Source organism: Rugamonas brunnea, assembly GCF_014042345.1.
GTDB lineage: Bacteria > Pseudomonadota > Gammaproteobacteria > Burkholderiales > Burkholderiaceae_D > Rugamonas > Rugamonas brunnea.
Genome location: NZ_JACEZT010000012.1, coordinates 130,934 through 145,118 on the forward strand (window position 1 = coordinate 130,934; position 14,185 = coordinate 145,118).

General features: G+C 66.5%; 12 protein-coding genes. 6 read left to right on the forward strand and 6 right to left on the reverse strand.

Going from position 1 to position 14,185, the window contains the following annotated elements; genetic code table 11:
- The first annotated feature begins 35 nt into the window (after positions 1-35).
- Positions 36-1,115 (forward strand): carbonic anhydrase, encoded by a 1,080-nt coding sequence (locus H3H37_RS18135; RefSeq protein ID WP_182165060.1) that lies wholly within the window; start codon positions 36-38, stop codon positions 1,113-1,115.
- A 39-nt stretch (positions 1,116-1,154) separates the two neighbouring features.
- On the opposite strand, the gene H3H37_RS18140 is transcribed toward H3H37_RS18135, so the two are convergent.
- From H3H37_RS18140 to tsaE, 3 genes are read right to left on the reverse strand one after another with little or no spacing between them, the layout of a single operon-like run.
- Entirely contained in the window at positions 1,155-1,994 is an 840-nt protein-coding gene (locus tag H3H37_RS18140; protein WP_182165062.1) for a D-hexose-6-phosphate mutarotase, read from the reverse strand.
- A gap of 22 nt (positions 1,995-2,016) precedes the next feature.
- Positions 2,017-3,492, reverse strand: coding sequence for an N-acetylmuramoyl-L-alanine amidase (locus H3H37_RS18145; RefSeq protein ID WP_182165064.1), 1,476 nt, complete (start codon positions 3,490-3,492; stop codon positions 2,017-2,019).
- The gene (gene tsaE / locus H3H37_RS18150; RefSeq protein WP_182165066.1) at positions 3,456-3,941 is read right to left on the reverse strand and encodes a tRNA (adenosine(37)-N6)-threonylcarbamoyltransferase complex ATPase subunit type 1 TsaE; all 486 of its coding nucleotides are present in this window, start codon (positions 3,939-3,941) and stop codon (positions 3,456-3,458) included. Before tsaE ends, H3H37_RS18145 begins: the two co-directional genes overlap by 37 nt.
- Positions 3,942-4,013: 72 nt before the next feature.
- Between tsaE and queG the strand changes: the two genes are divergently transcribed.
- Entirely contained in the window at positions 4,014-5,114 is a 1,101-nt protein-coding gene (gene queG, locus H3H37_RS18155) for a tRNA epoxyqueuosine(34) reductase QueG (protein WP_182165068.1), read from the forward strand.
- Positions 5,115-5,142: 28 nt separating this feature from the next.
- On the opposite strand, the gene H3H37_RS18160 is transcribed toward queG, so the two are convergent.
- Both H3H37_RS18160 and H3H37_RS18165 read right to left on the reverse strand, forming a co-directional pair.
- Positions 5,143-5,730 carry a response regulator transcription factor gene (locus H3H37_RS18160; protein WP_182165070.1) on the reverse strand — a complete coding sequence of 196 codons (588 nt, stop codon included), beginning with the start codon at positions 5,728-5,730 and terminating at the stop codon, positions 5,143-5,145.
- A 3-nt stretch (positions 5,731-5,733) separates the two neighbouring features.
- Positions 5,734-7,746, reverse strand: a complete 2,013-nt coding sequence (locus H3H37_RS18165) for a sensor histidine kinase (RefSeq protein WP_182165072.1) — start codon at positions 7,744-7,746, stop codon at positions 5,734-5,736.
- Between the two features lie 136 nt (positions 7,747-7,882).
- Here H3H37_RS18165 and H3H37_RS18170 point away from each other — a divergent pair, with 136 nt between their 5' ends.
- The 4 genes from H3H37_RS18170 (at position 7,883) to H3H37_RS18185 (ending at position 10,982) form a co-directional block, all read left to right on the forward strand.
- Complete coding sequence (locus tag H3H37_RS18170) at positions 7,883-8,869, forward strand: TRAP transporter substrate-binding protein (protein WP_182165074.1); 987 nt, start codon at positions 7,883-7,885, stop codon at positions 8,867-8,869.
- Positions 8,870-9,308: 439 nt separating this feature from the next.
- Complete coding sequence (locus H3H37_RS18175; RefSeq protein WP_182165076.1) at positions 9,309-9,830, forward strand: methylated-DNA--[protein]-cysteine S-methyltransferase; 522 nt, start codon at positions 9,309-9,311, stop codon at positions 9,828-9,830.
- On the forward strand, positions 9,806-10,708 hold the full coding sequence (gene xerD / locus H3H37_RS18180) for a site-specific tyrosine recombinase XerD (RefSeq protein WP_182165078.1): 903 nt from the start codon (positions 9,806-9,808) through the stop codon (positions 10,706-10,708). Before H3H37_RS18175 ends, xerD begins: the two co-directional genes overlap by 25 nt.
- A 73-nt stretch (positions 10,709-10,781) precedes the next feature.
- Entirely contained in the window at positions 10,782-10,982 is a 201-nt protein-coding gene (locus H3H37_RS18185; protein WP_182165137.1) for a hypothetical protein, read from the forward strand.
- A 77-nt stretch (positions 10,983-11,059) separates the two neighbouring features.
- On the opposite strand, the gene H3H37_RS18190 is transcribed toward H3H37_RS18185, so the two are convergent.
- Positions 11,060-14,185: an efflux RND transporter permease subunit gene (locus H3H37_RS18190; RefSeq protein WP_182165080.1), complete on the reverse strand. Its 3,126-nt coding sequence runs from the start codon at positions 14,183-14,185 to the stop codon at positions 11,060-11,062.

The following is a 14,185-nucleotide window of genomic DNA, read 5'->3' on the forward strand; positions in this document are numbered from 1 at the left end:
ATACAGGAGTGTAATTTTCATTTTCCTGGACACCCATGCGTACACTGATCGCCCTGATCGCTTGCAGTATCGTCGCCGCCACCGCCAGCGCCGCCGATCCGGGCATCACGCCGTCGGCCAAGAACCCGGTCCCCAAACCGATCGAATCGATCCGTCCGCACACGCCGGCTGCGGCCAGCGCGGGATCGGGCGCCGGCGCCGTATCGGCGTCGGCATCGTCGGCCCCGTCGGCATCGGCCAAATCGGGCGCCCCCGTGCGTGCGCGCGCCATGTCCGAGCGCGAGCGCGAGGAGCAGGCCGAGGCTGACCTGTCGGCCAAGATCGCGGCCCGGCTGGCCATCATGCGCGCCAACCAGGCCGCGCGCGTGGCGCAGCAGGCCAAGGCCAAGAAGGCCGCCGCCGCAGCCGCTGCGGCCGTGGCAGCGGCTCCCAAGGTCTACAGCAATCATTGGTCGTATGAAGGCGAGAGCGGCCCGGCCAACTGGGGTCGCATCAATCCGGAATGGGCCAAGTGCAGCACCGGCAACCGCCAGTCGCCGATCGATATCCGCGACGGCATGAAGGTGGACCTGGAGCAGATCACCTTCGACTACAAGCCATCGTCGTTCAACGTGACGGACAACGGCCACACGGTGCAGGTGATGGTCAGCGGCGGCAATTTCATCACCGTGGCCAACCGCATGTATGAACTGATCCAGTTCCACTTCCACCGGCCATCCGAGGAGCGCATCAACGGCAAGGGCTACGAGATGGTGGTGCACCTGGTGCACAAGGACGCGGAAGGCCACCTGGCCGTGCTGGCGCTGCTGCTGGAGCGGGGTAAGCCGCAACCGACCATCCAGACCGTGTGGAACAACCTGCCGCTGGAGAAGTTCGAAACGATGGCCCCGTCCATCGTGCTCGATCCGATGGACCTGATCCCGGCCCGGCGCGACTACTACACCTTCATGGGTTCGCTGACCACGCCGCCGTGCTCGGAAGGCGTGCTGTGGCTGGTGATGAAGGAACCGGTGCAGGCCTCGCCGGCGCAGATGGCGCTGTTCAGCCGCCTGTATCCGCTCAACGCCCGTCCCGTGCAGCCCTCGTCGGGGCGCATCGTCAAGGAATCGAACTAGCTTTTACCGGGATCCCGGCGGCGCGGGCCGGCCGCTAATTCAGCGGCTGATCCGGTGCCGTCCCACCCACTGCGCATCCGGCGCCAGCAACTGCTGGTCCACCCGGGCCGGCTCGATGCAGACGAAGTGCAGGTACTCGTCATCGGCCATGTCGGCCAGCGCGGCCGCGTCGGCGGCGCCCGGATTCCACACCACCCACTCGCTGTAACCTTGCTGCTCCAGGCGCAGCGCGCCATCGGCCGTGCGCAGCGTGAGCGCGGGCGGGGCCTGGTACAGGCGGTCCGTTTTTTCCGTGAAGCGCAGCGCGGGTTCCTGCTGTTCCAGCGTGGCCAGGTGGTGGTCCGTGTAGCGGCAGTGCTGCAAGCCTTCGATGGCGGCCGCCTCCAGCCGTCCCACGTCGAAATAGGTATGCAGGGCCACGCCGAACGGGAACGCGTGCGCGCCCGTGTTGCGCACCGTGCAAAGCAGGTCCAGCGCCGACCCGCCCACGGTGAAGCGCAGGCGCAGTTCGAACGCATGGGGCCAGGCTTGCGCCACGGGCGTGGCCAGGTCCGATTGCGTCAGCACGAATTCGGCCCAGGCGCGGCCATCGTCGGCGCCGCTGTCGTCCAGGCGCCAGAGGCTGGTGCGGGCGAAGCCGTGGCGCTGGCCGTCGCCGCGCGCATTAAACTGGGGGAAGATGACGGGCACGCCGCCGCGTATGGCCTTGCTGCCATCGAGCGCCGACTTGGCGCTGCAGAACAGGTGTTCCTTGCCGTCGGCCGTCTGCCAGGACAGCAGGTGGCCGCCGAACAGCGCCACCGTCGCTTGCGCGCCGTCCGGCGCGGTCAGGCGCACGGCCGGCAATTGGCCGTACTTCACCATCGTTACTACTGTCATCGGGATGATCCTTGGGTGGGGGTCAGGTCAGGCGGTTCTTGGACAGCGGCGGATTCTTGGCGAAGTAGCGCCGTATGCCCTTGACGATGGCGTCGGCCAGCTGGTCCTGGTAGGCGTTGTCGAGCAGCTTGGCTTCCTCCTCCGGATTGGAGATGAAGGCCGTTTCGACCAGGATGGACGGGATGTCCGGCGCTTTCAGCACGGCGAAGCCGGCTTGTTCGACGGCGCCCCGGTGCAGGCGGTTGATGCCGCCGATCTCGCCCAGCACGGCCTTGCCCAGCTTGAGGCTGTCGTTGATCTGGGCCGTGGTGGACAGGTCGAACAGCACGCTGGCCAGTTGCTTGTCGTGGTTCTTGACGTTGACGCCGCCGATGTTGTCGGCCAGGTTTTCCTTGTTGGCCAGCCAGCGCGCCGCGCTGGAGCTGGCGCCTTTTTCCGACAGCACGAACACGGACGAACCGCGCGCCGTCGGTTCCACGAACGCGTCGGCGTGGATGGAGACGAACAGATCGGCCTGCACCTTGCGCGCCTTCTCCACCCGCGTGCCCAGCGGGACGAAGTAGTCGGCGTCACGCGTGAGCATCACGCGCATGTTGGGGTGTTCCTCGATGCGGGCCTTGAGGCGCTTGGCGATGGCCAGCACGATATCCTTCTCGTGGCTGCCGTTGCTGCCGGACGCGCCGGGGTCCTCGCCGCCATGGCCGGGATCGAGCGCGATGGTCAGCATGCGCACCATCTTCTGGCCCGGGCCGGCCTTGGCTTCGCTGCGGGCCTCGAAACGGTCTTCCGGTTTGATGGCGGCCCTGGCGTCCGCGCGGCTGTCAGGCTTGCCGTCGGCCTTGCCGTCCGCTTTCTGCGCCTGCGCCAGGTCGGCGCCGGGCGCCGATGGTGACGACGGTACCGTCGGTGCCGATCCGCCGCCCGTCGCGGGGGCGCCGTCGCGCGCCGCATCCGTGGCCGCCGGCGGCGTCTTGCCGGCGTCGTCCGACCAGTTGCCCTTTTCGATCATGGCGGCGATCGGATCGACCGCCTTGACCGGATACAGGTCGAAGATCAGGCGGTGCTTGTAATTGCCCACGGGCGCCAGCGTGAACACCTGCGGCGTCACTTCCTCCTTCAGGTCGAACACTAGCCGCACCACGTTGGGCCGGTTCTGGCCCACGCGCACCTGCTTGATGTAGGGATCGTTGGACTGGATCTTGGCCACCAGGCTCTTGAGCGTGGGATTGAGTTCCAGGCCTTCGATATCGACCACCAGCCGGTCCGGGTCCTTGACGAGGAAATGGGTGGCCTTCAGGCTCGAATCGTTCTCCAGCGTCACGCGCGTGTAGTCGTCGGCCGGCCACACGCGCACGGCCAGGATCTGCGCGGCGCGCGCCGGCAGCGGCGCGAGCACGGACAGCAGCAGCGTGCCGCCGGCTTTCAGGATGGTGCGCCGCATGGCCCGGGGAGCGGTGCCGCTCACAGGTTGGGCGCGAAATGGAGGCGTTCGAGGCATGAGTTACCCAGGGCGGTGGTTGCCTGCAATTCTACATCACGGCCGTCGCCGGCGACGGACAGGAACAGGTTCAGGTCAGGCGGCGGCAGCACGGTGTCCGCCTTTTCCGGCCATTCGACGATGCAGATGTTGTCACCGTTGAAATCCTCGCGGAAGCCCGCGTCGAGGAACTCCTCGGGGCTGCCCATGCGGTACAGGTCGAAATGGATCACGTTCACGGCGCGCCCGCCCAGTTGCACGCGGTACGGTTCGGACAGCGTGTAGGTGGGGCTCTTGACCGTGCCTTCGTAGCCGGCCGCGTGCAGCAGGGCGCGGGTGAGGGCGGTCTTGCCGGCGCCCAGGTCGCCGTGCAGGTAGATGGTCAGGCCGGGCGCGAGTGCGCGCGCCAGCGAGGCGCCCAGCGCGCAGGTGCCGGCTTCGTCGTGGAGATGGGCTTGAAAGTGCTGCATCAATTAAAATATCCGAATTCACCGTGGGCCGCGTGGCCCGCCTGCCTGCATTGTAACCGCCCGCCCGTCGCCATGTCCCTGTCCGAAGCCAATTTAGCCGAACTTGCCGCCCGCATCAAGCAATGGGGGCGTGAATTGGGCTTCGCCGAAGTGCGTATCACCGATATCGACCTCACCGCGTCCGAAGCGGGCCTGCAGGCCTGGCTGGACGCCGGCATGCACGGCGAAATGGACTACATGGCCAGCCACGGCATGAAACGCGCGCGGCCGGCGGAACTGGTGCCGGGCACGGTGCGCGTGGTCACGGCCCGCATGGACTACCTGCCATCGGCCACGCCGGACGACTGGCGCGAGCGGGAAACGGCGCGCCTGGCCGACCCCGGCGCGGCCGTTATCTCGCTGTATGCGCGGGGACGCGATTACCACAAGGTGCTGAGGGCCCGTTTGCAGCAGCTGGCCGACCGCATCCGCGCCGCGACCGGCGAATTCGGCTACCGCGTCTTCACGGATTCGGCGCCGGTGATGGAATTGCCGCTGGCCGAGAAGGCGGGCCTGGGCTGGCGCGGCAAGCACACGCTGCTCATCAGCCGCGAGGCCGGCTCCACCTTCTTCATGGGCGAGATCCTGGTCGACCTGCCGCTGCCGGTGGACCCGCCCACGGGCGCCCACTGCGGCCAGTGCACGGCGTGCCTGGACGTGTGCCCCACGCAGGCCATCGTCGGCCCCGGCAAGCTCGATGCGCGGCGCTGCATCTCCTACCTGACCATCGAACTGAAAAGCGCCATCCCCGAGGACATGCGGCCCCTGATCGGCAACCGTGTGTACGGCTGTGACGATTGCCAGACCGTCTGCCCATGGAACAAGTTCGCCCAGCGCGCCGTGCTGCCCGACTTCGACGAGCGCAACGGCCTGGGCGCGGCCGGCATGGTGGAACTGTTCGCGTGGACAGAGGAGGAGTTCAACGAGCGCCTGGGCGGTAGCCCGATCCGGCGCATCGGCCACGAGCGCTGGCTGCGCAATATCGCCGTCGGCCTGGGTAACGCGGCGGCGTCCGGCGCGCGCGGCGACGCGCGCATCGTGGCCGCGCTACAGTCGCGCCGCGACCATCCCTCGGAACTGGTGCGCGAGCACGTGGCGTGGGCGCTGGCGCGGCACGAGGCCGCGCACGACTAAACGATTAGGACAGCGGCCCTGGCCGCAGCTATTTCAGCAAGCCCGCCAGCTCAACCGCAGTCTTGACCTGCATCTTGTCGAAGATATGGGCGCGGTGCACCTCCACCGTGCGCATGCTGATGCCCAGCTGGTCGGCCACCACCTTGTTCATCTTGCCGGCCAGGATCAGGTCCAGCACTTCGCGCTCGCGCGCCGACAGCGTGGCCAGGCGCGCCTGCACGGCCGCGCGCGCGCCGGCCTGGCGTGAGCCGGCCAGGCCTTCCTGCACCCGGTCCATCAACTCGTTGTCGTTGAACGGCTTCTCGAAAAAATCGAAGGCGCCGCGCTTGAGCGTGTCGACCGCCATCGGCACGTCGCCGTGGCCGGTCAGGAAGATCACCGGCAGGCGCTGCGTCAGCCCCTTGGTCGCCAGCTGGTCGAACACGGCCACGCCGTTCATGTCGGGCATGCGCACGTCGAGCAGCACACAATCGCCGTCCGGGTCGAACTGGCCGCGCGCCACCTCGGCCAGGAAGGCGTGCGCGCTGTCGTAGGCGCGCGCCGCGATCGCGCGCGAGCTGGCCAGCCAGGTCAGCGCGTCGCGCACCACCACTTCATCGTCGACTATGTGCAGCATGGTTCAGGTTTCTCCCGTGAGCGTGGCCACCGGCACGGCCGGCAAGGTGAATGTGAAGATAGTACCGCCATCCGGATTGGCGCGGTGGGTGAGCGCGCCACCGTGGAATTCGATGGCCGTGCGGCAGATGTTCAGGCCCATGCCCATGCCCTCGGCCTTGGTGGAGAAGAACGGCGAGAACAGGCGCTCGGCCACGTCCTGCGGGATGCCGTGGCCCTGGTCGATCACGGCCACGCTGACCTGGCCGGCCGCCGCGTCGTAGGCCGCGCGCAAGGTCAGCACGCGGCGCTGGGGCGGGATGTGGGCCATCGCTTCGATCGCATTGCGGGTCAGGTTCAGCAGCACCTGTTCGATCATCATGCGGTCGATGCGCAGCGGCGGCAGGTCGGGCGCCAGTTCCGTGTGGATGATGACGTAGAAGCGGCGCGCCTGCAGTTCGATCAGCGCCCGTATGCCGTCGAGCAGCGCCGGCAGCGTCACTTCCTCGCGCAGCGGTTCGCGCTTCTTGACGAAGGCGTGCACGCTGCGGATGATCTGGCCGGCCCGCTGGGCCTGCGCCGATGCCTGCTCCAGCGCCGGCTTGAGCATGGCGCCGTCGACCGGCGCGCCGCTCGCTTCGGCCCGGCCCAGCACGTTGAGCGCGCCCGTGGTGTAGCTGGAGATCGCGGCCAGCGGCTGGTTCAGCTCATGGGCCAGCATGGAGGCGATTTCGCCCATGGTGGCCAGGCGCGCGCTGGTCTGCAGCTTTTCCTGCTGCTGGCGGTTCAGTTCCTCGATGCGCTTGCGGTCCGAGATGTCGAGGATGGAGCCCATCCAGCCGGTCTGGCGCCCGTCCTTGTCCACCAGCGGCGCTTCGAAGATCAGCACCGGCACGCGGGTGCCGTCCGAGCGTTGGAAAATGGTTTCGAACTGGGGCGTGACGGTGCCGGCCAGCACGGCGGCGAAGCGGTGCTGGTATTCGGCCATCGCCTCGGGCGCCCAGTAGGGCATGGGCGGCAGCTTGCCGATCAGCTCCTCGGCCGGGTAGCCTACCATCTGGCAGAACGCCGGGTTGACGTAGGTGACCCGGCCTTCCAGGTCGCGCGCGCGCAGGCCCGTGACGAGGGAGTTTTCCATCGCCGTGCGGAACGACATCTGCTGGCGCAGCGCGCCCTCGGCCGCCAGCCGGCGCGTGATGTGGCCCCACAGCGCCAACAGGCTCCACAGCAATCCCAGCGACAGTACGATGACGGAGCCGACCAGCAGGTTGGGTAGCAGGCGCGGCGCGCTCTTCACGCTGTCCGTCACCAGCGTGATGTTCACGCCCGGCAGGTCCAGCGCCCGCTTGTGGGTGTACACGCCGTGGCCGGGACCGGCGGCGGCGCGCCGCGCCAGCACGCGGTCGTCGCGGTCGGTGAGGCTGATCTGGTTCTCCTGGGCGAACCACCACGGCACCATTTCCTCCAGCAGCGCGCTGACCTGGTAGGTGGCCACCAGGTTGCCCAGGTAGGCGCCGCCCCGGTACAGGGGCGCGTGGTAGTCCATCAGCACCGCCGCCGGCGGCGCGTGCGGGTCCGGGTTCTGGGCTTCGGGCTGGGCGTACAGCGCGTTGTGGGTGCGGCGCGCGATGTCGGCCGCCGTGCGCGACGCCTCCGACAGGGGCGCGCCGTCGTCGCTGCCGATGAGCATCCGGCCCTGGGGATCAATCCACTGCACCCGCAGCAGTTCGTGGCCGTTGCTGAGCAGTTGCGCCATCCGCTCGCGCAACTGGTTCTGGCTCAGGTGGCCGTTGACGATGTCGGCGCCCAGCGCACGCAGGCTTTCCTCGTCGCGCCCCAGCTGGAAACGGATCGTCTGCTCGACCCACAAGGTGTCGGCGATCAGCTGTTCCTGGCGCTCGTTGCTCTCCATCTCGCGCGCCTGCCACGGCAGCCAGATCAGGATGGTGAGGAACAGCAGCACCAGCACCACCGGCAGCAGCCAGCGCAGCGTGCTATTGAATTGGGGACGGCGCGCGAAGGTGGGAACAGGGCTCATTGCCGGCAAGGTTATCCAGTTGGGCTGGCGTCGCCATTGTGGCTTTCCACAGTTGCGTGGCCGTGGGCGACTGCCGAGAATCGGCGACAAACATCATAATAGTGTATTTTCGAGCACCCCTACCCCCGGAGACCGTATGCATCTGAGAGCCTGCCTGGCGGCCCTGTGCGCCGCCCTGTGCGCGAACGCCTACGCCGAAGGTCCCATCCTCATCAAGTTCAGCCATGTGGTGGCGCCCGACACGCCCAAGGGCCAGGCCGCCCAGCGTTTCAAGCTGCTGGCCGAGCAGGCCACCCATGGCCGCGTCAAGGTCGAGATCTATCCGAACAGCCAGCTGTACAAGGATAAGGAGGAACTGGAGGCGCTGCAACTGGGCCTGGTGCAGATGCTGGCGCCGTCGCTGGCCAAGTTCGGGCCGCTGGGCGTGAAGGAATTCGAAGCCTTCGACCTGCCCTACATCTTCCCCAGCAAGACCGCGCTGTACAACGTGACCGAGGGCGAGATCGGCAAGGGCATGCTGAAGAAGCTGGAGTCCAAGGGCATCACCGGGCTGGCGTTCTGGGACAACGGCTTCAAGCTGATGTCGGCCAACAGGCCGCTGCACAAGCCGGCCGACTTCAAGGGCCTGAAGATGCGCATCCAGTCCTCCACCGTGCTCGACGCCCAGATGCGCGCGCTGGGCGCCAGTCCGCAGGTGCTGGCCTTCTCCGATGTGTACCGCGCCCTGCAGACGGGGGTGGTCGATGGCACCGAGAACCCGCCGTCGAATATGTACACCCAGAAGATGTATGAGGTGCAGCGCCACGTGACCGTGTCCAACCACGGCTATCTGGGCTACGCCGTGATCGTCAACAAGAAGTTCTGGGACGGCCTGCCGGGCGACATCCGCGGCGCGCTGGAGAAGGCGATGAAGGACGCCACCACGTTCGAGAAGGCGATCGCCCAGCGCGACAACGACGCGGCGCTGGAGGCCATCAGGAAGACCGGCAAGACCACCATCTACGCGCTGAGCGTGCAGGAACAGGCCGAGTGGCGCCGGGCGCTGGCGCCGGTGCAGACCGAGATGGAAGGGCGCATCGGCAAGGAGCTGATCTCGGCCATCAACAAGGAAGCATCCAAGTAAGGCGCAGGCACTGGCCTTGATTTATTCATTGCTAAAATATTAGGTATTGCTGTCTTTTTCTTGCGACAAAAAAAATGGGAAAAAGCCATTCAGATACGTTATGATGGCGTCGCTGTCGGACATATAACTGATAAACAAATGCGTCCGGGTAGCAAAGAACATAACAGCAGCACGCAAGATTAGTTGTGGGGAGTGGGTATAACAACGGCGAACCAGAGCCGGACATATTTTGAGGAGACACACGTTTTACAGAATGCTGTTGGTATCACTGCTGCAAGCCGCCACAAGCGCGCTACGGCGGGAACCAAACGGCCGGGAACGTGAAGCAGGATTCAAGCGCACCTTCGGGTGCGCTTTTTTTTGTCCCGAAGTTTTACAATAGCGGGCACCGGTGTCGTGCCGGCGCGACACGAGAACAGCCAGAAGGACAACTTGCGTGATGAAAAAACAACAGGGCAGCGAACTCTTTTCCGCCATCCTAGACTTGCCGTTCGGCAAGTTCGGCATACGCACGGCCGGATCGCTGGTGACGGAACTGTTCTACCTGGCGCCCCATTTCGATGAAAAGGCGCCGCAGGACAAGGTGGCCGAACTGGCCGCCGAACAGGTGCTGCGTTACTGCCAGGACCCCGACTTCGTGTTCGACCTGCCGCTGGCGCGCGTGGGCAGCGCCTTCCAGCACAAGGTGTGGGACACCATCGCCTCCATCCCGCGCGGCAGCGTGCGCACCTACGGCGAAGTGGCGCGCCACATCGGCTCGGCGCCGCGCGCCGTGGGCCAGGCCTGCGGCGCCAACTGGTTCCCGCTGGTGATCCCCTGCCACCGGGTGACGGCCGCCAACGGCCTGGGCGGCTTCTCCAACAACGACGACCAACACAGCTACCACCTGGACATCAAGCGCTGGCTGCTGGCGCACGAGGGAGCGAGCGAGTACGCATGGCGCCAGACAACGTTGCTCTGATCGACGCCTTCTGCGACAGCCTGTGGCTGGAGGATGGCCTGTCGAAGAACACGCTGGAAGCCTACCGGCGCGACCTGCGCCTGTTCGCCCGCTGGCTGCAGGTGCAGCGGCCGGACCTGCCCGACCTGCACGCGGTGGCCGGGCATGATATCAGCGCCTATTTCGCGGCCCGCCATGACCAGACCAAGCCCAGTTCATCGAACCGGCGCCTGTCCGTGCTCAAGCGCTTCTACCAGCACGCGCTGCGCAACAAACAGGTCACGGCCGATCCCTGCGCCAGGCTGCCGTCGGCCAAGCAGGCCACCCGTTTCGTCCACACGCTGAGCGAAGCCCAGGTGGAAGCGCTGCTGGCCGCGCCCGACGTCGGCACCCCGCTGGGCCTGCGCGAGCGCACCATGCTGGAGCTGATGTATGCGAGCGGCCTGCGGGTGTCGGAACTGGTGGCGCTCAAGCTGCTGGAACTGAGCCTGAACGATGGCGTGCTGCGCATCACGGGCAAGGGCGCCAAGACCCGGCTGGTGCCGTTCGGCGCCCAGGCCCGCCAGTGGATAGAGCGCTATCTGCGCGAGGCGCGCGGCGTGATCCTCGACGGCCAGGTGGACGACGCCCTGTTCGTCACGGCGCGCGGCGGCCCCATGACGCGCCAGATGTTCTGGGTGCTGATCAAGAAGCACGCGCAGCGGGCCGGCATCACGGCCCACCTGTCGCCGCACACGCTGCGCCACGCCTTTGCCACCCATTTGCTCAACCATGGCGCCGACTTGCGCGTGGTGCAGCTGCTGCTGGGGCATGCCGACATTTCCACCACCCAGATCTACACCCACGTGGCGCGCGAGCGGCTCAAGCATTTACATGCGCAGCATCATCCGCGTGGATGAAAAACTTGCGCGGCCCGTATCTGCGTCATAATGTGCCTGAGTGACGACCTTATCGTGAAACCAGAGGATGCAAATGGCAAAGACAAATTTCCAATATGAAAAGCGGCAACGCGAGTTAGAGAAGAAAAAGAAAGCCGAGGAAAAAGCCAGGCGCAAGGCTGAGATGAAGGCCAACCCCGGCGCCCGCGATGAGGCAGCCGAGGCGGACGCCGACGATGGCGACACCGGCGACGCCGATACCAACGATGGCGCCGGCGGCACCGCGACCGAATAACCGGATTACCGAATCAGCACAGGGGCATATCGCCCCTGTTTTTCTTCCTCCGTTGCGCGTAGCGCCCGAAAGCGGCCTCAGGCCACTTCCGCTTGCTGCTGCTCCGCCGGCACGGCCGCCACGCCGCGTTCTGGTTTGCCCTTGAAATAGCGGGCAGCCCGCTTACCCAGATTATCGAGATAGGTGTACGCCACCGGCACCACCACCAGCGTCAGCAGGGTGGAGGTCAGCACGCCGCCGATCACGGCGCGGCCCATCGGCGCCTGCAGCTCGCCGCCGTCGCCCATGCCGATCGCCATCGGCAGCATGCCGAACACCATGGCCAGCGTCGTCATCAGGATGGGGCGCAGGCGCACCTGGCCCGCCTCCATGATGGCGTCGAACTGGCTCAGGCCCGCCCGTTGGCCGTGGTTGGTGAAGTCCACCAGCAGGATGGCGTTCTTGGTCACCAGGCCCATCAGCATGATGAAGCCGATCACCGAGAAGATGTTGAGCGTGGTGCCCGTCACCAGCAGCGCCACCAGCACCCCGATCAAGGACAGCGGCAGCGACATCATGATGGCCACCGGATGCAGGAAGCTGCCGAACTGCGAGGCCAGCACCAGGTAGATGAAGATCACGGCGATGCCCAGCGCCATGGCCGCGCCGGACATGGTTTCGGCCATGTCCTGGGCCGAACCGGCCACGTCGAAGCGCACCCCGGCCGGCAGTTCGATCTGCTGCATGGCGCGCTTGATGTCGGCGTCCACGTCGCCGCCGGGCCGGCCTTCCACGGCCGCGTAGATGGCCACCCGCCGCTGCAGCGCCTGGCGCTTGAGCACCTGCGGGCTGGACGAGGGCACGAACTCCACCACCTGGCGCAGCGGGATCATGACGGGCTTGCCGTCCGGCCCCAGCTTGCTTGATGCCAGCGACAAATCGGCCAGGTCGGCGACCTTCTGCCGGCCCGACTTGGGCAGCTGCACGTTCACGTCGTAGTTCTGGCCATCGTCGGCCAGCCAGTGGCTGACCGTGTCGCCGGCTACGAACGGGCGCAGCGCGGCGCCGATCTGCTGCACCGACAGTCCCAGGTCGCTGGCCAGCTCGTTGTTGATCTTGATCGTGGTGGACGGGTTGGCCCCTTCCTGGCTGTATTCGAGGTCGGCCACGCCCTTGATCTGCTTCATCTTGTCCATCAGGCGGTGGGCCACGGCGTCCAGCTTGCCCTCGTCCGTGCCGAGGATGGCGATGAAGATCGGCTTCTGGCCCACCGACAGCGTGATGCCGGCGATGCTGGACAAGCGCGCCCGCACCAGTTTCTCCAGTTCCTTCTGCGAGCGGCGCTTGTGCGTTTTCAGGTCGCTCAGCTTCATGATCACGTCGGCCGTGTTGCGCCCGTCCTGGGTGCCCACGCGCGACAGCACGTCGACGATCTCGGGGAAGGCCTTCAGCGCCGCCTCGGCCTGCGCCACTTTGCTGTCCGTGTATTCGAGGCTGGAGCCGACCGGGGTCTTGAAGCGCATGAAGATGCGGCCATCGTCCGTGTCCGGGAACATCTCGCCGCCTATCATGGGCACCAGCGCCAGGCTGGCCACGAACAGGGCGAGGGCCACGGCCAGCGTGGTTTTGCGCCAGCGCAGCGCCACCGCCAGCACCTTGCCGTACACGCCGTGCAGGCGGTGCACGCCGCCTTCCAGCCAGGCCATGAAGCGGCCCAGCCAGGGCGCATACTTGAAGCGGTCCTCGACCGGATCGCGCCACACGGACGACAGCATGGGGTCGAGCGTGAAGCTGACGAACAGCGACACCAGCACCGACACCGCCACCGTCACCCCAAACTGCAGGAAGAAGCGGCCGATGATGCCCTGCATGAAGGCCACCGGCACGAACACGGCCACGATGGCGAAGGTGGTGGCCATCACGGCCAGGCCGATCTCGTTGGTGCCGTCGCCGGCCGCGCGGCGGTGGTCCTTGCCCATGCCCAGGTGGCGCACGATGTTCTCGCGCACCACGATGGCGTCGTCGATCAGCAGGCCGATGCACAGCGACAGCGCCATCAGCGTCAGGAAGTTGAGCGTGAAGCCGAACGCCTTCATGGCGATGAAGCTGGCCATCACCGAGATCGGCAGCGTGAGGCCGGTGATGATGGTGCTGCGCCACGAGTGCAGGAACAGGAACACGATCACCATGGTCAGCACGGCGCCCTCGATGATGGTTTCCTTGACGTTGGTGAGCTGGCTTTGCACGCGCACGGAATCGTCATTCAGCACCTTGAGCGCGATGTCGGCCGGCAGCGTCTTTTTCAGGTCGGCCGCCACCTGCTGGATGCCGGTGCCGACCGCCACCACGTTGGCGTCCTGCTGCTTGGTGATCTCGATCGAGATGGCGCGCTGGCCGTTCAGGCGCGAGATCGACAGTTCCTCCTGCTCGCCGTCGACCACGCTGGCCACCTGGTCGAGGAACACGGGGCCGTTGGCGCGGCGCGCCACGATGATCTTGCTGAAATCGCGCGCCTGTTTCAGTTTGCCTTCCACCCGCACCAGTTGTTCGCTGGCGCCGTAGCTGATGCTGCCGGCCGGCAGGTTGGTGTTGGTGGCCTGGATGGCGGCGATCACCTCGTCCACGCCCACGGCCTGGGCCGTCATGTCGGCCGGGCGCAAGCTCACCAGCACCTGGCGCGCGCGCGTGCCCGTCAGGCGCACCTGGCCCACGCCGGGCACGGCCTGGAAGCGCTTGGTGATCACCTGGTCGGCCAGCGTGGACAGTTCACGCAGCGAGTGGGCGCTGGCGGTCAGGCTCAATTGCACGATCGGCTGCTCGTTCTCGCCTTCCACGCGGGCGATGAACGGGTCCTTGGCCTCCTTGGGGAAGCGCGGTCGCACCAGCGCCACCTTGTCGCGGATGTCCTGCATGGCCTTGTCCATGTTGGTGGACAGGTTGAAATCGATGTACACGCCGGCCCGGCCTTCCCACGAATTGGAGCGCAGGGTCTTGACGCCGCTGACGGTGTTGATGATGTCTTCCAGCGGCCGCGTGATGTCGTTCTCCACCGCCTCGGGCGAGGCGCCCGGATACTGCACCTCCACGATGGCCACGGGGATCTGCACGTTGGGCATGGCTTCCAGGCCCAGTCCCTGGTAGGAGAACAGGCCCAGCACGACCAGTGCCACCATCACCATGGTGGCGAACACGGGATTCTGGATGCTGACTTTGGTGATCCACAT

Bases quoted from the DNA above. Each gene is read 5' to 3' on its own strand.
- queG (WP_182165068.1), top strand. From the start codon at position 4,014: ATGTCCCTGTCCGAAGCCAATTTAGCCGAACTTGCCGCCCGCATCAAG.
- H3H37_RS18135 (WP_182165060.1), top strand. From the start codon at position 36: ATGCGTACACTGATCGCCCTGATCGCTTGCAGTATCGTCGCCGCCACC.
- H3H37_RS18145 (WP_182165064.1), bottom strand. From the start codon at position 3,492: ATGCCTCGAACGCCTCCATTTCGCGCCCAACCTGTGAGCGGCACCGCT.
- H3H37_RS18165 (WP_182165072.1), bottom strand. From the start codon at position 7,746: ATGAGCCCTGTTCCCACCTTCGCGCGCCGTCCCCAATTCAATAGCACG.
- tsaE (WP_182165066.1), bottom strand. From the start codon at position 3,941: ATGCAGCACTTTCAAGCCCATCTCCACGACGAAGCCGGCACCTGCGCG.
- H3H37_RS18190 (WP_182165080.1), bottom strand. From the start codon at position 14,185: ATGTGGATCACCAAAGTCAGCATCCAGAATCCCGTGTTCGCCACCATG.
- H3H37_RS18170 (WP_182165074.1), top strand. From the start codon at position 7,883: ATGCATCTGAGAGCCTGCCTGGCGGCCCTGTGCGCCGCCCTGTGCGCG.
- H3H37_RS18140 (WP_182165062.1), bottom strand. From the start codon at position 1,994: ATGACAGTAGTAACGATGGTGAAGTACGGCCAATTGCCGGCCGTGCGC.
- xerD (WP_182165078.1), top strand. From the start codon at position 9,806: ATGGCGCCAGACAACGTTGCTCTGATCGACGCCTTCTGCGACAGCCTG.
- H3H37_RS18185 (WP_182165137.1), top strand. From the start codon at position 10,782: ATGGCAAAGACAAATTTCCAATATGAAAAGCGGCAACGCGAGTTAGAG.
- H3H37_RS18175 (WP_182165076.1), top strand. From the start codon at position 9,309: ATGAAAAAACAACAGGGCAGCGAACTCTTTTCCGCCATCCTAGACTTG.
- H3H37_RS18160 (WP_182165070.1), bottom strand. From the start codon at position 5,730: ATGCTGCACATAGTCGACGATGAAGTGGTGGTGCGCGACGCGCTGACC.